The organism is Paenibacillus roseus (assembly GCF_016424485.1).
Taxonomy (GTDB): domain Bacteria; phylum Bacillota; class Bacilli; order Paenibacillales; family Paenibacillaceae; genus Paenibacillus_D; species Paenibacillus_D roseus.
Window position 1 is genome coordinate 558,390 of sequence record NZ_JAELUP010000103.1, and the last position, 22,286, is coordinate 580,675.

Genomic DNA, 22,286 nt, shown 5'->3' on the forward strand with positions numbered 1-22,286 from the left:
AGGTAGAGCAGTATGCGATTGAAGGATATGTCCATATTGATCGGCATTATAGGCATTGTCCTGATGATGGTTATTCCCATCCCGATCGTGCTGCTTGATGTCCTGCTGATCGTAAATATTTCGGCAGCGCTGATGATTTTATTGATTGGGATGAACACGCAGAGCGCGCTGGAGTTCTCGATCTTCCCTGCGGTGCTGCTTATCACGACATTGTTCCGACTCGCCTTGAACGTATCCACAACAAGGAACATTCTATCCCACGGCGAAGCGGGCAAGGTGGTAGAGACATTCGGCCAGTTCGTGGCCGGAGGGGAAATCGCAATCGGTTTTGTTGTGTTCCTCATTCTCGTCGTTGTTCAATTTATCGTCATTACCAAAGGCTCCGAGCGCGTGGCTGAGGTTGCTGCCCGCTTTACACTCGATGCGATGCCCGGTAAGCAGATGAGTATTGACGCCGATTTGAATGCAGGATTGATCAATGAGCAGCAGGCCCGCGAGCGCAGACAAAAAATTGAACGTGAAGCGGACTTCTACGGCGCCATGGACGGTGCGAGCAAATTCGTTAAGGGAGACGCCATTGCTTCTATTATTATCCTGTTTATTAACCTAATCGGAGGCTTTGTCATCGGTATGGCCATTCACGGGATGGATTTTTCGGAGTCGCTCCGAACCTTCTCGGTTCTGACAATCGGAGATGGTCTGGTCAGTCAGATTCCAGCGTTGCTCATTTCAACTGCCGCCGGTCTGATTGTGACTCGCGCTGCGTCGGAGGGCAACCTGGCGTTTGATTTGTCAAGTCAGGTGCTGCGTCATCCGAAGCTTCTCTATATTGTTGCGGGGACGATTGCCATGCTCGGTATATTCACACCGATCGGGCCTTTAGCTACCCTGCCTTTAGCTGCACTCCTCGTTTTTGCAGGCTGGAAAATGAACAACTCGATGGTTAAGCAAAAGCAAGAACAGGAGCAGATGGTCGAAGAACAGCAAATTGAGGAAGTCCGCAGTCCGGAAAGTGTCATCAGCCTGCTGCAGGTTGACCCGATTGAATTTGAATTCGGCTACGGCTTAATCCCGCTTGCAGATACGCAGCAGGGAGGCGACCTGCTCGACCGTGTCATCATGATTCGAAGACAATGCGCCCTCGAAATGGGAATTGTCGTACCGGTAATCCGTATTCGTGATAATATTCAGCTCAAACCGAATGAATATGTGATCAAAATTAAAGGAAATACGGTCACCCGGGGCGAATTGCTCATGAACCACTATTTGGCTATGAGTCCTGGGTTCGATGATGACTCCATTATAGGTATTGAGACTCAGGAACCGGCATTCGGACTTCCGGCCTTATGGGTGGATGAAGCGATGAAGGAGAGAGCAGAGCTGTCCGGTTATACCGTTGTTGACCCGCCCTCTGTAGTTGCAACCCATTTGACGGAGGTCATCAAGAGACATTCTCATGAACTGGTTGGCAGACAGGAGACGAAGGCGCTTATCGAAAATGTCAGAGAAAGCTATCCGGCGCTTGTCGACGAATTGATACCTTCCATTTTGTCCGTAGGGGAAGTACAGAAGGTGCTTGTAAAGCTGCTGCGTGAGAAAATTTCGATTCGCGATATGGTTACCATATTTGAGACATTGGCCGACCAGGGCAGCTTTACCAAGGACCCGGATATCCTCACCGAGTACGTCAGACAGGCACTGTCGCGGCAGATTACGTTGCAATATGCTTCCGCCCAGGACCCGCTCAAAGTTATCACCGTCGGACCTTCGATCGAGAAGAAGATTGCCGAGTCCGTCCAGCAGTCCGATCAGGGCAGTTACCTGGCACTTGACCCTGTAACGAGTCAGCATATTTATACGAAGCTGAGCGAGCAGGTGAGTAAACAGGCGCAGTCCGGGCAGCAGCCGATTGTACTGACCTCTCCGACTATTCGCATGTACTTGCGTCAGCTTGTAGAGCGCACGATGCAGGATGTGCCGGTTCTCTCTTACAGTGAACTGGAGCCGAGTGTTGAAGTTCAAAGCGTCGGGGTGGTGAATCTATGAGAGTAAAACGATATGTGGTCAAATCTATGCCTGATGCACTCTCTTTAATCCGAAGCGAATTGGGGAATGATGCAGTGATCCTCAATACGAAAGAAATTCGCGTTGGCGGATTTATGGGGATGTTTCGGAAGAAGAAGATGGAAGTCATTGCCGCCATTGAGTCGGGACAGCAGCAGGCCAAGCCGCCGACTCCTGTGCTCGCGGCTTCTGCGACAAGATACTCCAATAGCTTGTCGTATGACGCTGATATGGAGAACTCCTCCGCCGCAGCAGTTGCCGACTTATTGAAAGAACAGCTCAAGGATTATGTGCAGCCGGTTTCTCCAGTTGCAGCTTTACCTGAGAAGACTGTGCCGGCGCTGGCTGTAGAGCAATCGGAGCTTGCGGAAGAAATTCGTCAAATGAAGCAGATGATTATCGGCTTCTCCAGGCAGCAGGGACCTTCAGGGCAACGGCCTGCTGCCTTGCAAAAACTGGTGGAGCGGCTGCACAATCAGGATGTAGCGGACGAATGGGTCGACAGGCTTTTGGAAGGCATCACGGATTTAGAGGACTACAGCACGGAGTGGGGCGCGGAGAAAATCTGGGCGGAGGCTGAGCGCATCATCAAGATGTGGCTGTTCCCTTTGCAAAGCGAGGGGATATCTCCAACTTTGCGGGTGCTTAACTTTGTCGGCCCGACGGGTGTCGGTAAAACGACAACGATTGCCAAACTGGCTGCTGAACAGACGCTTCGCCATAAACGACGGGTCGGATTTATTACCTCGGATACATATCGAATTGCCGCCGTTGACCAGCTTCGGACGTATGCGAACATTTTGAATGCTCCGCTCGAAGTTGTATTCTCGCCGCTTGAGCTCAGTAGAGCATTCACCCAGCTTGAGGATCGGAGTTTGGTTTTCGTAGATACGGCTGGAAGAAACTTTCGCAATGAGCTGTATGTATCGGAAGTGAACAGCCTGATTCAGGGACAGTCTGACAGCGATACCTTCCTGGTGCTTAGCCTAACGGGCAAAAGCAAGGATCTGGACGTGGTAGCCAGACATTTCTCGCTATTCGGTGTAGAGAAGGTGCTGTTTACCAAATGGGATGAAACGGAAAGCTATGGCTCAATTCTCAATATTGTGCTGGGGCATATGCTTAAACCGACTTATATTTCCAGCGGTCAGAATGTCCCGGATGATATTCGTCCCTTTGAAATAGACAGCTATGTAAAACAGCTGTTGGGGGCCGCAGAAGATGAATGATCAGGCCAACTCACTCCGAAAACTTGTAACAACCAATGAAAATCATGCATTGAAGCAGCCAAAATCGACACGAATTGTAACAGTGACCAGCGGCAAGGGCGGCGTCGGGAAATCAAATTTCAGTCTTAACTTCGCTCTGATGCTGCAGCAGCGGGGACATAAGGTACTCGTGTTCGACGCAGATATCGGAATGGCCAATATCGATGTGCTGATGGGTATTTCCGCTCCATACAACTTGTATCACCTGTTGAAGCGGGAGAAGACGATTTGGGAGATTATTCAGCACGCGTCAAGCGGTATTGATATCATTGCTGGCGGCTCAGGCTTTCGTGATCTCGTAGAACTGCCGCAGGCGGAGCTTGATTATTTCGGAGAACAAATTGCCCGGTTAAGCGGACATTATGATGTCATTCTGTTTGATACGGGGGCAGGGCTTTCTAAGGAAACGGTCAAGTTTATTGCAGCGGCTCAGGAGACCATTGTTGTGACAACGCCTGAACCAACCTCGATAACCGATGCCTATGCTCTGATGAAGATGGTCAAGTCCATGTATGAGGATGTGACATTCAAACTCGTCGTAAACAGGGCTTCGGATATGAAGGAAGGGAAGTTCACGGCAGACAAGCTCGCGATGGTGGCGAAGCAGTTTCTGCAGATGGAGATCCCTTTGCTTGGCACAGTGATGGACGATGCCAATGTGACCAAGGCAGTGAAAAAGCAGGTGCCGTTTGTGCTGGCCTATCCCGGGGGAGAAGCTGCAAGATGCATCGATTTAATCGCTATAAAATTTTTAAATGAATCAAGAAGATCGGTTCCGGCAGAGAATGGGCTGAAAGGCTTTATCAGCCGGATGCTGGGATTGAAAAAGGGATAAAGCCAAGGCAGAAAGGAGGCAATCCTAATGGCTCCATATCGCGTCCTCGTTGTTGATGATTCTGCCTTTATGCGTAAAATCATTTGTGACCTGATTAAACAAGATTCGCGTTTTACAATCGTGGCTACGGCCAGTACCGGCGCAGAAGCTCTGCTGGCATTAAAACAGCACAAGCCGGATGCGATAACTATGGATCTGGAAATGCCCGAGATGAACGGGCTGGAGGCCTTGAGGCAAATTATGCGCATTCAGCCGACCCCGGTTATTATGATCTCTGGTATTAGCGAGGATGGTACGAGAGAGACAATTAAGGCGCTGCAGCTCGGAGCGTTTGATTTCATCCGCAAGCCTTCGGCGGGGGTAAGCCCGCAAGAGGTCGGTCAGCAATTGCTTGAGAAGTTGGCTGTTGCCGTACTGACTCGCAGCAAGTCGGCTCCGGTGATGTCCCGTCCAGAGATCGTCAACAAGTCTGTTCCTTTGACAGAGACTGAAAAATTGACAGGTGCAAAACAAGCGGAGTCGAAACCGTCTAAGCCTGAGAAGATTGCAAGGCCAAAAATTCAGTTCAAGCCTGCCGAGCGTCCGGCGGCGGCCCAGCCCCCAAAACTGGAGCAACCTCTGCCGAGGAGAACGACGGACAGCTTTACAGATATTGTAGCAGTCGGCACTTCGACTGGAGGACCAAGGGCGCTGCATCAGTTGATCGGCGACCTGCCTGCGGGGTTTCCCGCACCGGTGCTTGTTGTACAACACATGCCACCCCGGTTTACACGTTCGCTCGCGCAGCGTCTGGACAGTCTCAGCCGCCTTGCAGTAGTGGAAGCGGAACAGGGCCAGCAAGTTGAAGCGGGCCATGTTTATATTGCTCCCGGAGGGCTGCATATGGAACTGATGGAGAGGAAGAACCGGTATTATATCCATTTATCCGAGACTCCGCCTCGCAGCGGACACCGACCGAGCGTGGACGTACTGTTCGAATCCCTGTTGCCGTATCCGAAGCTCAGGCGCCATGCGGTCATCATGACCGGAATGGGCAGTGACGGGGCAAAAGGAATGAAATTGCTTGTGGAGCAGAACATTCCGACAGCGATTGCTGAAGCAGAGGAAACATGTGTTGTATTCGGAATGCCGCGGTCAGCCATTGAAGCGGGTGCAGCTACAACTGTGCTTCCGCTCCACAGTATCGGAAGTTATCTGGTCAGCGCTGTCGGACGCAATTCCAGCAGCTCATGATTATACTTTTGGAGGTGTAGAAGTTATGGATATGAACGCCTATTTATCGATGTTTATCGATGAATCCAATGATCATTTGCAGTCTCTTAATGAAAACTTGCTCCAGTTGGAAGGCAGTCCTGAAGATATCAGCATCGTCCAGGTTATTTTCCGCTCCGCGCATACCTTAAAAGGGATGTCGGCAACGATGGGCTTTGAGGATCTGGCTTCGCTCACGCATGAAATGGAGAATGTCCTCGATTTGGTACGCAATAGCAAGCTCAAGATGGACAGCTTTATTTTCGATACGCTGTTTAAAGCATTGGATGTGCTCGACTCGATGGTGCAGGATATCGTGAACGGCGGAACCGGGAAAGCAGATGTCAATGCTATCGTGAGCTCGCTCAAATCGATTGTGAAAGGGGATTATGCGGTAACTCCTGCAACATCCGCTCCTGTTTCAAGTCAAGTATCTGCAGCCTCCGCTGGAGCAGCAGCGCCCCGACTTGATGAATTTCAGGCTTCAGTACTCAAACAATCGATGGAGACCGGGCACCAGGTGTACCATATTCAGGTCTCGATTGAGGAAAATTGTATCCTGAAGGCCGCTCGCGCTTATATGGTATTTGATTTGCTGGAGCGTAACGGGGAAATTGTCCAGTCCGTTCCGTCTGTGCAGGATATTGAGCAGGACAAGTTTGACCGCGCGTTTACCGTCTTTTACATATCCCAGCTTCAGGGAGAAGAATTGCAGTTGCAAATTGCCAACATATCCGAGGTGGAAAGTGTCGAAGTAACCGCGCTGGATGAAGAATCGCTAAGTTTGCTCAGCAGGCCGCAGGTGGCGGAAATTGCAGCAACTTCGGCAGCGCCTGCAACGACAGCGCCAAAGCGGGACGAAGCCTCCCCGACGAAACGGAGCGCAGGGGCAACTCAAAATTCGGCCGGGGCTGTCAACCGGACGATTCGCGTCGATATTGAACGTCTGGACACACTGATGAATCTGTTCAGCGAGCTGTTGATTGACCGTGTGCGTCTGGAGCAGCTTGCAAGTGAAATCAAGCGTACTGAATTGACCGAGACCGTTGAGCATATGACGAGAGTGAGCAGCGATCTTCAAAATATTGTACTCAAGCTGAGAATGGTGCCGGTCGATTCCGTCTTTAACCGGTTCCCGAGAATGGTGCGCGATGTAGCCAAGTCTCTGGATAAGAAAGTAGATCTTAATATTATAGGGGCCGAGACAGAGCTTGACCGGACAGTTATTGATGAAATTGGGGACCCGCTAGTGCATTTGCTGCGGAACTCGATAGACCACGGCGTCGAACCGGTTGAGAACCGTATCGCAGCTGGCAAGCCGGAGACAGGGACAGTGAATTTGCGCGCGTATCATAGCGGCAACCATGTCTTTATCGAAATCGAGGATGACGGACGCGGCATTGACCGGGAGAAAGTGCTGGGCATAGCGATCAAGAATGGCGTCATTTCGCCTGAGAAAGCGTCTGGCATGAGTGATGAGGAAGTCTATATGCTGCTGTTTGCACCGGGCTTCAGCACAGCCGATAAAATTTCCGATTTGTCTGGGCGAGGCGTAGGTCTGGATGTCGTTATGACCAAGATCACTTCGCTTGGCGGCAATGTGAGCGTCAGTTCTACCTTGGGCAAAGGGACGAAATTCTCCATTCAGCTTCCACTCACCCTGTCTATTATTTGGGCGATGCTGGTGCAGTTAGGCTCGGAGAAATACGCGATCCCGCTTTCTTCCATCGTAGAGACGGCCGTTATCAAGCGGGAGCAAGTCCGCAAAATTCACGGAAACCGGATGATTGAGTTCCGCGGTGCGATTATCCCTGTTCTGTCATTAAGCCGAATATTGGAATCCCCGGATTTTGATGAAGATCAAGAAGAAGAGTCTGAAATTGTCGTCATCCGCAAAGGCGAGAAATGGGGAGCGGTTGTGGTCGATGAATTTATCGGACAAAGTGAGATTGTGCTCAAAACATTGGGCAGTTACTTGACGAATACAGGTACGATATCCGGAGCGACGATTCTTGGCGATGGACAGGTTGCTTTAATTATTGATCCGAATGCACTCATTAAATAGGGAGGGTTACCAATGGGAGAAGACTTGAAGGTTATTGTCTTTGCACTGGGAAACGAAGAGTACGGCATTGAGGTTGACAAGGTCCGCACAATTGAGCGGATGCTCCCGATTACACGCGTGCCAAAAACACCGGCTTTCATTAAAGGCGTCATTAATTTGCGTGGAGTGGTCGTTCCTGTTATTGACCTGCGCGGGCGCTTTGGATTGCCAGAGACGGAGCAGACTGAAAACTCTCGGACCATCATCGTCGCTGTTAATGAGCTGGAGGTCGGATTTATCGTCGATGCGGCAAACGATGTCATCGATATCAACACCGATGCAATTGATTCGCCTCCTGAAGTGGTGGGTGGCATAAAAGCCAAATACTTGAGAGGGGTAGCCAAAATGGGCGACGAAAGATTGCTCATTATGCTCAATTTGGCCGAGGTTCTAAACCGCAGTGAAATTATTCAAATCGAAGATCTTGAGGACTAAGCCGTGAGTCTGCTCAAGCATTTGGCAGGGCTCAAGATGGATGTGCTGAAAGAGGTTGGGAATATAGGGGCAGGAAATGCGGCTACAGCCTTCTCGAGACTGATCGACAAGCCGGTCGACATGAAGGTTCCCACGGTCAGCATATTGCCCTTCGAGGAGATCGCCGAGCGGGTTGGCGGATCAGAGCAAGTGGTCGTCGCGGTGTTTCTCCGTGTAGAAGGAGAAGCGCCGGGCAACATGTTCTTTATCATTCAGGCGGATTCTGCCAAGAAGCTGCTACAGCAGCTTCTATCCCTGGAACCATCCGAGAGCTTGGAGTATTCAGAGATGGAGCTTTCAACCTTGAGCGAAATCGGCAACATTTTAGCTGGCTCCTATTTGTCATCGCTGGCCGACTTTACTCGTCTTCCTATGGCGCCTACGGTGCCTTCAATCGCGGTAGATATGGCCGGGGCGATACTGAGTTACGGATTGCTGCAGTTCGGGCAAATGGGGGATGACGCGCTGCTGATCGATACGAGCTTCTTCGAAGGCAAGGAACTAATGGAAGGTCAATTTTTCCTGATTCCTGATCCGGAGTCATTTGAGAAAATTTTTAGTGCTTTGGGAGTGCCCTCTGAATGAAACAAGAACAAATAATCAAGGTAGGCATGGCAGATTTGAACTTCGCCGCAGAGGGCGCTGTATTGCGGACAACAGGGCTAGGCTCGTGCGTGGGCGTTACTTTGTTTGATCAAAAAAGCAAGATAGCGGGAATGGCGCATGTAATGCTGCCCTCCTCCGATATTGCCAGGGATTCGTCTTTTAATCTTGCGAAGTATGCCGATACGGCTTTGCCGGAGTTGATCCGGATGATGCAGGCTATCGGTGCGGTTCCCGGCCGAATGGTAGCCAAGCTGGCCGGAGGCGCCCAGATGTTCTCGCAGCTTGGCAAGTCGGATACACTTCGGATTGGTCCCCGGAATGTGGAATCCTGCAAAAACATATTGTCGGTTTATCCCATACCAATACTAGCGGAAGATACGGGGGGAAATTATGGGAGAACGATTGAAATAGACAGCTTGACCGGGATTCTTCATATTCGGAGCGTCCAGCACGGCGTAAAGGAGCTATAGTATGCTGGGGTCAATTAAATGGAACATAGGAATAGCGGTTTTGGGATGCGGGCTGACGTTCGCTTTTTCAATCGGAAATAACGGGATTTCAATTACTTTGTTGCGAAGCTTGTACGCACTGGCAGCCAGTTTTGTGCTCGCGTACGGCCTTAGATACTTATTGTATGTACTTTCACCGGCTGTTGACGGTGTGCAAGGCGGCTCTGAGGAAGAGAAGGGAAGCAATCTGGATATGGCAACTCCCGATGACGGAGAGGACATTCATCGCTTGCTTCAGCAGCAGCTTGGGGGAGAGAAAGAGGAAGAAGCGGAGCATTTACCGTTCCAGCCGCTAGCGCCTCCAAGAATGATGTCTGTCAAAGACAAGTCGCCGGATGAGTTGGCCGAAGCGGTACGTCATCTGAAAGAATCGTAGCAGGTTTTAGGAGGGTGAGACGATGATCGAGCCGAAAACGCCTCATTTATCCAATATCGAGATGTGGCAGGAATGGAAAGAAAATGGCAATATCGAGGCCAAAAAACAATTGATTGAGCACTATCTTCCGCTCGTCGATTATGTCTCCAATCGGATGGCAATCGGCCTGCCCAAAAATGTCTCTAAGGATGATCTGGCCAGCAATGGGGTAATGGGGCTGATCGATGCAATAGAGAAGTTTGATTATCAAAGAGGCTTGCAGTTCGAGACGTATGCTTCCTGGCGGATTCGCGGCGCGGTCATTGACGGGCTCCGCCAGGGAGATTGGGTGCCGAGGTCGATTCGCGAGAAGGCGAAACGCATTGAGGAGGCCTACCAGTTACTGGAGCAGAAATATTTGCGCTCGGTCAGCGATGCGGAGATGAGCGAATACCTGAACGTAACCGAGAAGGAGTTCTTGCATATGCTTCAGGAAATTGCGATTACGACGGTATGCTCGCTGGAAGACCCGATCCGCGAGGAAGAGTCCGAGACCCGTCTCACGTTGCTCGTGGATGAGAAAGCGAAAAATCCGGATTACAAGATTCAGGAGTTTTATATTAAGAATGCACTGGTTAAAGGAATCGAACGGCTGACGGAGAAAGAGCGTATTGTCGTTTCCCTGTTCTATTACGAAGAGCTTTCTTTAAGTGAAATTGCTGAAGTGATGTCATTGTCACCTTCGCGAATATCCCAACTGCATTCCAAAGCGATATTGCGGTTGCGCGGTACATTGGCGAAGCACAAGGACCAGCTTATGGAAAAATGAGCCCGCAGGAGTGATCAAGTATGCCATTGGAAATGCCGCTTGACGGTAATGCCGAGATATTGGTTTCAGACGATCTGTTATCTGCTTCTTTGTATTTTAAGCGGGCGGATGCCGATTATTTTGTCGCTTTTGAACAGCTTGAGAAATGGTTATACGACAATGGTATTGTTTACGGGATTAAGCGGGATCTTTTGCGAGTCTTGGCCGCTTCTCCAATGTCCTACAGCCATCCGGTTATTATTGCGGAAGGGAAACGGTCGGTTGAAGGAAAGAGCGGACGCGTCGAATACATTTATAATATGGACGAGCACAACAAAATGCTGGTTGAGACAGAGGACGGCAAGGTGAATTACAAGGAAATCAATCAGCTTCGAAATGTGAAGCGTGGACAACTGATTGCCAGAAAAATTCCGCCGGGACCGTCTGAGCCGGGGGTAAAAGTCAATGGCGAGCCTATTCCGGCCGCCGACGGTAAAGAAGCACGCTTCAAAATCGGGAAAAACGTGGTGATCGGACCGGATGAAGTTTCGCTTTATGCAGCGATAGACGGTATTTTGACCAAAACAGAGCGTGACAAGATCAACGTTTTTCCAGTTTATGAAGTGAATGGAGATGTTGACTACAGAACCGGGAATATTGATTTTGTTGGGACGGTCGTTATTCGCGGCAATGTGCTTACCGGATTTCGGGTCAGGGCATCAGGCGATATCCGCATCGTTGGCGGCATAGAGGGCGCGGATGTTGAAACGGAAGGCAGCATTGAAATAACAGGCGGCATTCTCGCAGGCGGCAAAGGTGTTGTCAAGGCTGGGAAAACAGTGAAAAGCTCCTTTATTCAGGAAGGAAACATTGTCGCGGGTGAAGATGTAATCGTGGCGCAGAGCATTATGCACTCGAATGTCAGGGCCGGACGGAATGTGCAGTGCGTAGGGGCGAAGGGGTTGATTGTAGGGGGAACCATTCAAGCCGGAGAAAAAATAAGTGCACGGCTTATTGGCAATTCAACTTCCACGGCTACCGAACTGGCAGTCGGAGTCAAGCCGGAGCTTCGCCAAAAGCTGGCCGAACTTCGTAATGAGGTTCGTGCGCTTGTCGTCAATCTGGATAAGACCGATAAGGCGCTGGCGCTGCTGGATCAACTTGCCGCAGCCGGACAATTGTCATCGGAGCGGCTGGAGATGCGCGCGAAGCTGAATGCGACGAGGAAGCGGAGTCTTGAAACGGAAAAACAGTTGAAGGAAGAGCTGCTGGAAATCGAGAAGTCGCTAGAGGATACGCAGGTAGCCTGCGTCGAGGTGAAAAATACCATTTACGGCGGTACCAAAATTGTAATTGGCCGCTATACAAGATTTATTAAAGAACGCTCCGAGCGCGTCCGGTTTCATTATTCCGAAGGGGACATAACGGTGTCGCCTTTTCAATAAATACAGTGCAGTAACCGTTGTGTAGTTGGGTTTCTTCATTATTAAAGACTGCAGGTGAACAATGTGGATCAACCTTGGCAATACCTTGTACTTCTCGGCGCATTTGTCGTTGTATTGGCTTTTATTCTGCCGAAGAAGCCCGGACAGTCGAACCACTCTTCCATCAGCGACATGGAGCTTGCGCTTGAGCAGTTCATGCAGACGTTGGAAACGGATAATAAAGAGTTTCTGGAAATGGCAGGCCGGACGCAGCAGGAACTGCGAGATGCTATTGCAAGCAAGGAACAGCGAATTGTCACGTTGGAGCATCGCTGTCGAGAATTGGGACAGGAGCTTGCGGGCATCCAGAGCAGCCTGGAGTTGCGCTTGGCCGAGTTGAGTACTCGTACAGTCGCAATCAACTCAGTTCCTGCCTTTGCCCCTCCAGCGGCTCCCGAACCACTGGAACAGTCGCTTCAGGTTGAAGGGGAGGACCATTCCTCAGAACTGATTAAAGATCGCTACGCAGAATTGCTTATGCTTTATAATCAAGGCAAATCGACCGACTACATAGCCAAAAAGCTCGGCCTCAACAAGGGAGAGGTACAGCTTATCGTGCAGCTTTCCATACAGGAGGAGCGTCATCGTGTTTAAAGAACGTTCATTTGTCCTGGGACTCGGGCTCGGGGTAATGGCAGGGGTGCTGTTGCTTCAATTGATGATTTCTGCGGATGTCCAGCAGACGAAGGCCGATTGGATAGCGTCGGAAGTCTCTGAGGCTAAGGGACCGAAGGAATCCTCCAATGAGGCTAATGGCGGTGAATCGCAAGAGCTGTCTCGGCTCAAGCAGGAGATCGAAGCGCTAAAACAGGAGCAGGAGAAGCAACAAGGCGAGCAGCAAAAGGCTGTAGAGGAAGCGCTTGCCAAGCAGCGCAGCGAGCTTGAAGCCGAGCGGGAGAACAACTCACGAATATGGGCTGTCACGATCCGGAAGGGTATGGGGATGAAGGAGATTGGCATACTGCTGGAGGATGCGGCTCTAGTAGAGGATGCCTCCGCTTTTTTGAAGGAGACACGGCTGTCTCGCAATAGGATTCGCAATGGCAAATATTATTTTACAGGGTTTGCGGACTATGACGAGATCAAAAAGACGCTGCTCCGTGATCCGCTTCTCTCTAGACCGGTCAAGGAAGAACAGTGAGGCTGAGAATAAGGCTTTTTGAGGACGCGCAGCATGTCGCTTGGAGTGGGGGAATTATTCCAGCTCCTAGTTGCGCAAGGACATACGATATGGTATAGTAATTGACGGTGTTAAAAACACACGCCGATTAATTTCGTCAAGGGTGCTCGCCTGAGAGGTGAGTTTTGTCGGAAGATGCGATTGGCGGAGGCATTTAAATAAAAACCATTTATCAGGAGGTGTTGTTGGTATGGCGGTTATTTCCATGAAACAGCTGCTCGAAGCTGGGGTTCACTTTGGTCATCAGACTCGTCGTTGGAACCCGAAGATGGATCGTTATATCTTCACAGAAAGAAACGGTATTTACATCATTGACTTGCAAAAGACGGTTAAAAAAGTTGAGGAAGCTTACAACTTTGTTCGTTCTATTGCAGAAGAAGGCGGAACTGTACTGTTCGTTGGTACTAAGAAGCAAGCTCAAGATTCCGTTAAGGAAGAAGCAGAGCGTTGCGGCAACTTCTACATTAACCAACGCTGGTTGGGCGGTACGCTGACCAACTTCCAAACGATTCAAAAACGTATTGATCGTTTGAAACAGTTGGAAAAGTGGGAAGAGGACGGCACATTCGAAGTGCTTCCTAAGAAAGAAGTTATCATTCTCCGTAAAGAGAAAGATCGTCTGGAGAAATTCCTGGGTGGAATTAAAGGTATGAAGGGGCTGCCTAGCGCACTCTTCATCATTGATCCCCGCAAAGAGCGCATCGCGGTTGCTGAAGCTCGCAAATTGGGTATCCCAATCGTAGGTATCGTAGATACTAACTGTGATCCGGATGAAATCGACTATGTAATCCCAGGTAATGACGACGCGATCCGCGCCGTTAAGTTGCTGACTGCTAAAATGGCAGATGCAATCGTAGAAGCGAACCAAGGTGAGCAAACAACTGCTTAATAGTCGGTTGTTTCCCAATATACAGCTATACAGCGTGACATGCGTGTAGTATGCCAGGCTTCAATAACCAGTACGCGAATGCTAGGATGATCTCTCACAATATGAAAGATGCGTCTACATACGCTTGCATGAACAGGAAAAGGGTGGTCAGAAGGTTTTTAACCTCTCACCGCCCTTTTTTTAAAAAGCAAGGGTGTTTTATAGACATGTGTACGTTAAGGCATATGATATTGAATGCAAACGGCATGTATTTCACTGCAAAACGAAGCATTTGCCCGTCATAGGACGGCAATGCTGTTTACGCTTGATCCATATGAAAAACGTAGGCTGTGCCGCTCCGACGGCAGAGCTACATATAAATTTATCAGGAGGGTTAACAATGGCAGTTAGTGCAAGTGCGGTAAAAGAGCTTCGTGAAAAAACAGGCGCAGGAATGTTGGATTGTAAAAAAGCTCTTGATGAGGCGAACGGCGATTTGCAAAAAGCAATCGACCTTCTTCGCGAGAAAGGTCTGGCAGCAGCAGCAAACAAAGCAGGACGCACAGCAACAGAAGGTGTAGTTGAATCCTACATTCATGGCGGCGGACGTATTGGTGTTCTGGTTGAAGTAAACTGTGAAACGGACTTCGTTGCGAAGACAGATCAATTCCGTGAGTTCGTAAAAGATATCGCTATGCAAATCGCAGCTGCGAACCCTAAATATGTTCGCCGTGAAGAAGTAGAAGCAAGCGAACTGGAAAAAGAGCGTGAAATTCTGACTGCTCAAGCGTTGAACGAGGGCAAGCCTGCCAATATCGTAGAAAAAATGGTAGAAGGCCGTCTTGGAAAATACTACGAAGAGTTTTGTTTGCTTGAGCAATCTTTCGTTAAAGACCCCGATAAAACGATTTCCGAGCTGTTGAACGAAAAAATCAGCAAAATCGGTGAAAATATTTCGATCCGTCGCTTTGTCCGCTATGAATTGGGCGAAGGACTGGAGAAAAAACAAGACAACTTCGTTGAAGAAGTTATGTCTCAAGCTAAGCTTTAATCCGAACGCGAGGGCGGGGCGGCTCGTCCGCCTCGCCTGATTTATTGAGTTGCGAGGCAAATGTCAGATATAGACCCGATATTATAGAGGAAGCATCGATTAAGAATAACCTCTAGCGAGGTACAAGGGTGGAGGTTACAACGTGGAGCAACCTGTTTACAAACGCATTGTATTGAAGGTGAGTGGAGAGTCTCTCTCTGGTCAAAATGGCTACGGAATCGATGCTGCGATGATTTCTTCCATCGCAGAGCAAGTCAAGGAAGTTGTGGAGCTAAATGTAGAGGTCGCCATCGTCGTAGGCGGAGGGAATATATGGCGTGGAATTGCTGGTTCAGCAAAAGGCATTGACCGTGCGACAGCGGATTATATGGGGATGCTCGCTACAGTGATGAATTCTTTGGCGCTGCAGGACGCGCTGGAACAAATTGATGTGCCAACCCGGGTACAGACGTCGATTGCAATGCAGCAAATTGCAGAGCCTTACATCCGCCGCCGCGCTATCCGTCACCTGGAAAAGGGACGCGTCGTTATTTTTGCTGCGGGTACGGGCAATCCGTTCTTCTCGACAGATACGACTGCAGCATTACGTGCGGCCGAGATTGAGGCAGAGGTCATTTTGATGGCGAAAAACAAGGTAGACGGCGTCTACTCTGCAGATCCGTTCAAGGATGCGACAGCAGAGAAGTTTGAGCAGCTAACTTATCTGGAAGTCCTCAACCGCAATCTGGGTGTTATGGACTCCACCGCCTCATCGCTTTGCATGGATAATAACATTCCGCTGGTTGTGTTCTCGATTACAGAGAGCGGCAATATCAAGCGTGTCGTGTTAGGTGAGAAAATTGGGACGATTGTGAAAGGAAGTGTGAGCTAATGCCACAGTCCATCAAGAAAAGTGCGGAAGATAGAATGGAGAAAGCAATCGGCGCACTCAAGCGCGATCTCTCTACACTGAGAGCCGGGCGCGCGACGCCAGCATTGCTCGACCGTGTTCAGGTTGAATATTATGGCGCGTTGACGCCTGTAAACCAATTGGCTAATATCAATACTCCGGATTCCAGAACACTGATTGTTCAGCCTTGGGACAAATCGTCTCTCGCTGCAATTGAAAAAGCTATTTTGAAATCCGATCTTGGTATTACCCCTTCGAACGACGGCAGCATCATTCGGATCGGGATTCCTGCTCTGACTGAGGAGCGCCGTTCGGATTTGGTAAAATCAACGAAGAAGTTTGGCGAAGAGGCCAAGGTTGCTATCCGCAACATTCGCCGTGACGCCAATGATGACATTAAGAAGCTTGAGAAATCGGAAATTTCCGAGGACGAGTCGCGCAGACATCAGGATGATATCCAGAAGCTGACCGACCGATTCACTTCTGAAGTGGATAAAGTCCTGATAAGCAAAGAAAAAGAGATTATGGAAGTTTAAATCGATGACCAGCCCCTCCAAATAGGTGGGGTTTGTTGCATACTTAACCTTATGGACAGTATCGTATCCCTGATACAGGACGACGGGCAGGCCTTAACGCTTGTTTTAGTCCCGGGTGGGAGGAAATGGAATGTTAAAGCGGTTGAAAAATTGGTTTAAAAAACCGTTGTCCATCAGAGAGGAACAACTGCAGGCGGAAAATATCCCCGAGCATGTTGCCATTATTATGGATGGAAACGGGCGTTGGGCGAAAAGCCGGGGACTTCCACGGATAGCGGGACATCATTCCGGTATGAAAGCAGTAAAACGGATTACAATGGCCGCGGACCGGCTTGGAATTAAATATTTGACGCTTTATGCGTTTTCGACGGAAAATTGGAAACGGCCAAAAGCTGAAGTTGATTTTTTGATGAGGCTGCCTCAAGAATTTTTGGCAATTGAACTGGAAGATCTCATCAAAAATAATGTTCAGGTTAGAATGATGGGCTATAAGGAAGGGCTTCCCGACTATACCCTGCAGGCCATTGACGAAGCGGTCGAGAAAACCAGGCATAATACCGGACTTGTGCTGAATTTCGCGCTCAACTATGGCAGCCGCATGGAAGTGATTGACGCGGTTCGTGCCATTGCTGAAGAAGTCAAAGCGGGACGTCTGGAATCCGCCGCCATATCCGAGCAGTCTCTGGATGGTTATTTGCTGTCCAAGAACATTCCTGACCCGGACCTGCTTATCCGCACCAGCGGGGAACTGAGAATCAGCAACTTTATGCTTTGGCAGCTTGCTTATAGCGAACTGTGGTTTACGGATGTATACTGGCCAGAATTTATGGATGAGCACTTCTACGAAGCAATCCGCGAATATCAGCGTCGTGCCCGTAGATATGGCGGGCTGTGAGGCGATCGGAGCGTGCAAAACTTGAAACAACGAATTTTGACCGGGGTTGTTGCCGGCACCGGTTTTATCGCCCTTTTGCTAATTGGCGGCTGGGCGTACATAGGATTACTGTTGCTGCTTGCGTTGATTGGCTACCATGAGTTTGTGCGCATGAACGGGCTCACATGGAGTCATCCGGCTGCCTTGACAGGCAGCCTTGCCACGATCGCGATTGTTTGGCCATGGCAGTTTGCAGGAAGTCAAGCTCCTCCCCTGGATTCACTAATGTGGTGGATCATGCTAATTTTGCTTGTGTGGACAGTCATTACGAAAAACAAGACTACCATAGACCATGCAGCCAATTTGCTGCTTGGCGTCCTTTATATCGGATTTGGATTTTCTGCGATGATAGATGTACGACTGATGGACGAGTATGGTCTGCTTGCAACTTTTCTGGCATTTTCCTGCATTTGGTCTTCGGACATCGGCGCTTACTTTTTCGGTCGGGCCTTTGGCCGCACCAAGCTGTGGCCGGCAATTTCTCCGAACAAGACGATTGAAGGATCTATCGGGGGTATTGTCCTGTCTCTTGTAGTGGCAGCTTTGTTCGCTCTGCTTGCTCCGAAGTTTATTAGCATGGGACATGCGCTGGCGATCGGGGCAGTGAGCGCCATTGCCGGACAGATGGGCGATCTGATTCAGTCCGCGTACAAGCGTGTCAGAGGAATCAAGGATACGGGCTCGCTGCTCCCGGGTCATGGCGGGGTGCTGGACCGCTGCGACAGCTGGCTTATTGTTTATCCGATTCTGGTCTTTACGGGATTGCTGACATGAAGCTGTGGAAGAAGCTGATGACTACAAGTCCACGGACTGAAGCGTGAAACCAAGGAGGCAAAGCAGTTGAAAAAAATAAGCATACTGGGCTCCACAGGCTCAATCGGGACGCAAACCTTGGATGTTATTGCAAGTCATCCCGAGCGTTTTGAGGTGGTTGCGCTGACGGCAGGCTCTAATGTGGAGCTGCTTGCAGACCAGGCGCGCCGTTTCCGTCCCCGCCTGGTTGCGCTGGCCGACAAGTCGGCCGCAGAGCGTGTCTCTGACTTGCTGCCGCCGGGTACTCGAATCGTCTACGGAGAGGAAGGCATCATTGAGGCGGCGGCGGATACCGGAGCTGACCTTGTGATCACTGCGCTGGTCGGAAGCTGTGGCTTGCGGCCTACGCTGGCGGCGATAGAGGCCGGTATCACGATTGGGCTTGCCAATAAGGAGACATTGGTTACTGCCGGACATCTGGTGATGCAAAGAGCAGCGGAGAAGAATGTGGCGATATTGCCCGTGGACAGCGAACATTCCGCAATTTTTCAATGTCTGAATGGTGAGACCAGCAAGGAAGTGCGTAAAATTGTAATTACCGCTTCAGGCGGTTCCTTCCGTGAGCGAACCCGGCAGGAGCTTGAAGGGGTAACGATTGAGCAAGCGCTCAACCATCCGAACTGGTCTATGGGAGCAAAGATTACGATTGATTCCGCTACGATGGTTAACAAAGGGCTGGAAGTCATCGAAGCTCACTGGCTGTTCGGGACAAGTTATGATCAAATTGAAGTTATTATCCATCCTGAGAGTATTATTCACTCCTTTGTTGAGTTTGTTGATTATAGCATCATTGCCCAACTCGGGCTTCCAGATATGAGAGTCCCCATTCAATATGCCCTGACGTATCCTGAACGTTATCCGAACCCGGCCAAGCCGCTTAATCTTGCCGAGATTGGGACGCTCAACTTCCGGCCGATGGATATGGAACGCTATCCATGCATGGCCATGGCTTTTGCTTGCGGACGTGTAGGCGGCTCTGCTCCAACGGTGTTCAACGCAGCAAATGAAGTGGCGGTGGCCCGCTTCCTCAAGGGAGAAATATCGTTCCTGGATATTGAACGTGTACTGGAGCAGGTACTTGAACGCCATCAAGTGACGCAGCTTGCTGATGTCCAGGCGATCGAGGAGATGGATGCGTGGGCGCGCCATACGGCATCCCTGATTTAACATCACCCTGCCAAAAACGGTTCTCTTGAATCAAGGGGGAGAATAATGATAATCTAGGTACATGCCGTTATGAACAGGGAGGCAGGACAATTTGGAAATGGTTCAAAATATTTTGCTGACAGTTCTTGTCTTTTTTGTGATTGTGTCCATCCATGAATGGGGACATTTTTATTTCGCCAAACGGGCAGGAATATTGGTCAGAGAATTTGCAATCGGCTTTGGACCGAAGCTGTTTTCGGTTAAAAAAGGTGAAACTCGGTATACGCTGCGTCTGATCCCCGCAGGAGGTTTTGTGCGTATGGCCGGGGAGGACCCGGAGATTGTCGACGTTCAGAGCGGCCAGACAATTGCAGTGAGAACAGAAGGCGGCAAAGTAATTCGGATTTATCTAGACCGTCTAGATGAGCGCAGCAATGTTATCCGTGGAGAAGTCGAGTTTATTGATCTTGAGCATAAGCTGAAGATATCACTGAACGTTGAAGGGGAAACCGAAGAACTGAATGTTCATCCACAGGCGCTGATGATATCAAAAGGCAGAGAAACGCAGATCGCTCCTTATAACCGCCAGTTCGGCAGCAAGACAGTAGGTCAGCGGGCTCTGGCTATTTTTGCCGGACCACTTATGAATTTCGTACTCGCCTTTGTACTGTTTGCCATTCATATCCAATTGGCAGGCATTCCGATTGAACCTCAGGATAAGGTGCAAATTGGACAAATCATTAAAGGTCAGCCTGCTGCTGAAGCCAATTTGCAAGTCGGTGATGAAATCAAGACGGTTAATGGCGTTGAAATCCGCGGCGATTTTAATAAATTAATCGAATTGGTCGGCCAATCTGCCAACAAGTCTATGAAGTGGGCCATCATCCGTGATGGACAACTCATTGAGCTGAGCATTACTCCAAAGCCCGACCCTGAGACAGGGGAAGGCAAAGTAGGTATCGGACGCGATTACCCGACCCGTCAGGCGGGGATTGGGGAGACGATTACCTATGCGGCTAAAGCGATGAAAAATATGACCGTGGTCATCTTCGACAGCTTCAAAATGCTCATTACCGGGCAATTCAAGCTTGATGATCTCGGAGGACCTGTTCGGACAGCTGAAATTACGAGCCAGATTGCCAGTAGCGGCATCGTGCAGCTTATATCATGGACAGCCATCTTGAGCTTGTATCTGGGCATCTTCAACCTTCTGCCGATTCCAGCCCTTGACGGCAGCCGGTTAATCTTCCTCGGCTTTGAGGCCATTAGAGGGAGACCGGTTGATCCAAACCGTGAGAGTATGGTTCATTTTATAGGGTTTGCAATGCTGATGCTGCTCATGCTGGCAGTCACCTACAACGATGTCATGAGGCTAGTTCGGGGCTGATCAGAGGGTTCCTTAAGTTCCATAGCGAAACAAAGCACTTGCCAGTCAAGGACGGCAAAGCCGTTTACGCTTGTCATTAAGATTAGATTGCATACGTTTGTCATTTCGGGAGGCCCCTATGTCAAAGGATAAACAATTTGTTACGGAAATTACTCCTCAGAGCGAGGATTTCTCCAGATGGTATATTGATGTCATTAAAAAAGCTGAATTGATGGATTACTCGCCAGTGCGCGGCTGTATCGTTTTCCGTCCGGAAGGCTATGAGCTGTGGGAAAATATTCAGCGTGAGCTTGACGCCCGTTTCAAGGAAACCGGACACCGCAACGCTTATTTTCCGCTCTTTATTCCCGAGAGCTTTTTCCAGAAGGAGAAAGAACATGTAGAAGGTTTCAATCCGGAGCTTCCTTGGGTAACGGAGGCAGCCGGCGAGGTGCTGGAGGAGCGTTTGGCAATCCGTCCGACCTCCGAGACGATGATCGGCCATATGTATGCCAAATGGATTCAATCGTATCGTGATCTGCCGCTGCTCATAAACCAGTGGGCCAACGTGGTACGTTGGGAAAAGCGTACGCTGCCGTTCCTCAGAACGAGCGAATTCCTTTGGCAGGAAGGTCATACCGCGCATGAGACCGAGGAAGAGGCGCGTCAGGAAACGATGCAGATGCTGGAGATCTACCAGAACTTCGTAGAGGACTTCCTGGCAATTCCGGTTATTGTCGGACAGAAGACGCCATCTGAAAAGTTCGCTGGAGCTGTGGATACATACTCCATTGAAGCGATGATGAAAGACGGTCGTGCCGTACAGGCAGGAACTTCCCATTATCTCGGAACGAATTTTGCAGTTGCTTTTGATATCAAATATTTGGACCGTGAAAACACGCTTCAGTTCGCTCATACCACTTCCTGGGGAGTGAGCACGCGTCTGATTGGCGCTTTAATCATGGTTCATGGGGATGACCGCGGTCTGGCGCTTCCGCCTAAGGTTGCGCCAACACAAGTCATTATGATTCCGATCGGCCCTGCTAAAACCCGCGATCAGGTCGTGGGCAGAGTGGACGAGTTGTATGCTGAACTGAAAAAAGCAGGCATTCGCGTGCGTGTAGACGATCGTTCGGACGTAAGCCCGGGATGGAAGTTTAATGAGTATGAAATGCGCGGCGTACCGGTTCGTCTTGAACTCGGACCTCGTGATATGGAAAACGGGCAAGTCGTGCTGGTTTCCCGCATTACCGGAGAAAAGCGTATTGTACAACAGGCCAATCTCTTGGAAGAAATTCAAAAATTACTGGATGATACCCAGCAGTCCATGTATGAGAAGGCCAAGCTGTTCCGCGAGGACAACTTCAAATCCGTGGATACGCTGGATGAAATGAAGGCGTTGCTGGAAGAGAAGCGCGGCTTTGTAGAGGCGGGATGGTGCGGGTCTGCTGCCTGTGAGAAGCAGGTCAAGGAAGAGACCGGCGCTACCAGCCGCAATATTCCCTTCGCGCCTACCTTGCATAAGGAAAATTGTTTGGTGTGCGGAGAGAAAGCTGTTCATACGGTTGTATTCGCCAGAGCTTATTAATAATTAAACCTATGGAGTGCCGCAAGGAGGAAAAGCAAAAGATGAATGCTTTTCCTCTATTTTATGAGGCTCAATCTAAAAATTAGTGGTTGACATCGAGGAGATAGCAGCGAAGGGGCAGAGGAATTCTGGAGAAACGAACGTGGTCGCCTTTAAA

General features: G+C 49.8%; 22 protein-coding genes. All 22 read left to right on the forward strand.

All coding sequences use genetic code 11. The features are described from left to right. The first annotated feature begins 12 nt into the window (after positions 1 to 12). Positions 13 to 2,046: a flagellar biosynthesis protein FlhA gene (gene flhA / locus JFN88_RS19500; RefSeq protein WP_199020939.1), complete on the forward strand. Its 2,034-nt coding sequence runs from the start codon at positions 13 to 15 to the stop codon at positions 2,044 to 2,046. Then, positions 2,043 to 3,293 carry a flagellar biosynthesis GTPase FlhF gene (gene flhF / locus JFN88_RS19505; RefSeq protein WP_199020940.1) on the forward strand — a complete coding sequence of 417 codons (1,251 nt, stop codon included), beginning with the start codon at positions 2,043 to 2,045 and terminating at the stop codon, positions 3,291 to 3,293. The genes flhA and flhF overlap by 4 nt, the downstream gene beginning before the upstream one ends. Beyond that, positions 3,286 to 4,167, forward strand: coding sequence for a MinD/ParA family protein (locus JFN88_RS19510; protein ID WP_199020941.1), 882 nt, complete (start codon positions 3,286 to 3,288; stop codon positions 4,165 to 4,167). The genes flhF and JFN88_RS19510 overlap by 8 nt, the downstream gene beginning before the upstream one ends. A gap of 27 nt (positions 4,168 to 4,194) precedes the next feature. Beyond that, positions 4,195 to 5,400, forward strand: a complete 1,206-nt coding sequence (locus JFN88_RS19515; RefSeq protein ID WP_199020942.1) for a protein-glutamate methylesterase/protein-glutamine glutaminase — start codon at positions 4,195 to 4,197, stop codon at positions 5,398 to 5,400. A 25-nt stretch (positions 5,401 to 5,425) separates the two neighbouring features. Continuing rightward, positions 5,426 to 7,483, forward strand: a complete 2,058-nt coding sequence (locus JFN88_RS19520) for a chemotaxis protein CheA (RefSeq protein ID WP_199020943.1) — start codon at positions 5,426 to 5,428, stop codon at positions 7,481 to 7,483. Positions 7,484 to 7,495: 12 nt separating this feature from the next. Further along, positions 7,496 to 7,957, forward strand: coding sequence for a chemotaxis protein CheW (locus JFN88_RS19525; protein WP_199020944.1), 462 nt, complete (start codon positions 7,496 to 7,498; stop codon positions 7,955 to 7,957). Between the two features lie 36 nt (positions 7,958 to 7,993). Beyond that, complete coding sequence (locus tag JFN88_RS19530) at positions 7,994 to 8,581, forward strand: chemotaxis protein CheC (protein ID WP_199021326.1); 588 nt, start codon at positions 7,994 to 7,996, stop codon at positions 8,579 to 8,581. Further along, positions 8,578 to 9,072 carry a chemotaxis protein CheD gene (locus JFN88_RS19535; RefSeq protein WP_199020945.1) on the forward strand — a complete coding sequence of 165 codons (495 nt, stop codon included), beginning with the start codon at positions 8,578 to 8,580 and terminating at the stop codon, positions 9,070 to 9,072. Before JFN88_RS19530 ends, JFN88_RS19535 begins: the two co-directional genes overlap by 4 nt. Position 9,073: 1 nt before the next feature. Beyond that, the gene (locus JFN88_RS19540) at positions 9,074 to 9,487 is read left to right on the forward strand and encodes a hypothetical protein (protein ID WP_199020946.1); all 414 of its coding nucleotides are present in this window, start codon (positions 9,074 to 9,076) and stop codon (positions 9,485 to 9,487) included. A 22-nt stretch (positions 9,488 to 9,509) separates the two neighbouring features. Next, complete coding sequence (locus JFN88_RS19545; protein WP_199020947.1) at positions 9,510 to 10,295, forward strand: FliA/WhiG family RNA polymerase sigma factor; 786 nt, start codon at positions 9,510 to 9,512, stop codon at positions 10,293 to 10,295. A gap of 20 nt (positions 10,296 to 10,315) precedes the next feature. Further along, a complete protein-coding gene (locus tag JFN88_RS19550) occupies positions 10,316 to 11,719 on the forward strand; it encodes a flagellar assembly protein A (protein WP_199020948.1) in 1,404 nt (467 codons plus the stop codon). Between the two features lie 63 nt (positions 11,720 to 11,782). Then, the gene (locus JFN88_RS19555; RefSeq protein WP_199020949.1) at positions 11,783 to 12,352 is read left to right on the forward strand and encodes a DUF6115 domain-containing protein; all 570 of its coding nucleotides are present in this window, start codon (positions 11,783 to 11,785) and stop codon (positions 12,350 to 12,352) included. Further along, positions 12,345 to 12,899, forward strand: coding sequence for an MltG/YceG/YrrL family protein (locus JFN88_RS19560; protein WP_199020950.1), 555 nt, complete (start codon positions 12,345 to 12,347; stop codon positions 12,897 to 12,899). Before JFN88_RS19555 ends, JFN88_RS19560 begins: the two co-directional genes overlap by 8 nt. 229 nt (positions 12,900 to 13,128) lie before the next feature. Then, positions 13,129 to 13,827, forward strand: coding sequence for a 30S ribosomal protein S2 (rpsB, locus tag JFN88_RS19565; RefSeq protein WP_199020951.1), 699 nt, complete (start codon positions 13,129 to 13,131; stop codon positions 13,825 to 13,827). Positions 13,828 to 14,206: 379 nt separating this feature from the next. Beyond that, positions 14,207 to 14,857, forward strand: a complete 651-nt coding sequence (tsf, locus tag JFN88_RS19570) for a translation elongation factor Ts (RefSeq protein WP_199020952.1) — start codon at positions 14,207 to 14,209, stop codon at positions 14,855 to 14,857. Positions 14,858 to 14,999: 142 nt separating this feature from the next. After that, positions 15,000 to 15,728, forward strand: coding sequence for a UMP kinase (gene pyrH, locus JFN88_RS19575; RefSeq protein WP_199020953.1), 729 nt, complete (start codon positions 15,000 to 15,002; stop codon positions 15,726 to 15,728). Beyond that, positions 15,728 to 16,282 (forward strand): ribosome recycling factor, encoded by a 555-nt coding sequence (gene frr / locus JFN88_RS19580; protein ID WP_199020954.1) that lies wholly within the window; start codon positions 15,728 to 15,730, stop codon positions 16,280 to 16,282. Before pyrH ends, frr begins: the two co-directional genes overlap by 1 nt. A 130-nt stretch (positions 16,283 to 16,412) precedes the next feature. Beyond that, positions 16,413 to 17,177, forward strand: coding sequence for an undecaprenyl pyrophosphate synthase (gene uppS, locus JFN88_RS19585; protein WP_199020955.1), 765 nt, complete (start codon positions 16,413 to 16,415; stop codon positions 17,175 to 17,177). A gap of 21 nt (positions 17,178 to 17,198) precedes the next feature. Next, complete coding sequence (locus JFN88_RS19590; RefSeq protein ID WP_199020956.1) at positions 17,199 to 17,990, forward strand: phosphatidate cytidylyltransferase; 792 nt, start codon at positions 17,199 to 17,201, stop codon at positions 17,988 to 17,990. Between the two features lie 66 nt (positions 17,991 to 18,056). Further along, positions 18,057 to 19,196 (forward strand): 1-deoxy-D-xylulose-5-phosphate reductoisomerase, encoded by a 1,140-nt coding sequence (locus JFN88_RS19595; protein WP_199020957.1) that lies wholly within the window; start codon positions 18,057 to 18,059, stop codon positions 19,194 to 19,196. A gap of 91 nt (positions 19,197 to 19,287) precedes the next feature. Next, on the forward strand, positions 19,288 to 20,562 hold the full coding sequence (gene rseP, locus JFN88_RS19600; protein ID WP_199020958.1) for an RIP metalloprotease RseP: 1,275 nt from the start codon (positions 19,288 to 19,290) through the stop codon (positions 20,560 to 20,562). A gap of 118 nt (positions 20,563 to 20,680) precedes the next feature. Then, positions 20,681 to 22,129 (forward strand): proline--tRNA ligase, encoded by a 1,449-nt coding sequence (gene proS / locus JFN88_RS19605; RefSeq protein ID WP_199020959.1) that lies wholly within the window; start codon positions 20,681 to 20,683, stop codon positions 22,127 to 22,129. Positions 22,130 to 22,286 lie beyond the last annotated feature (157 nt).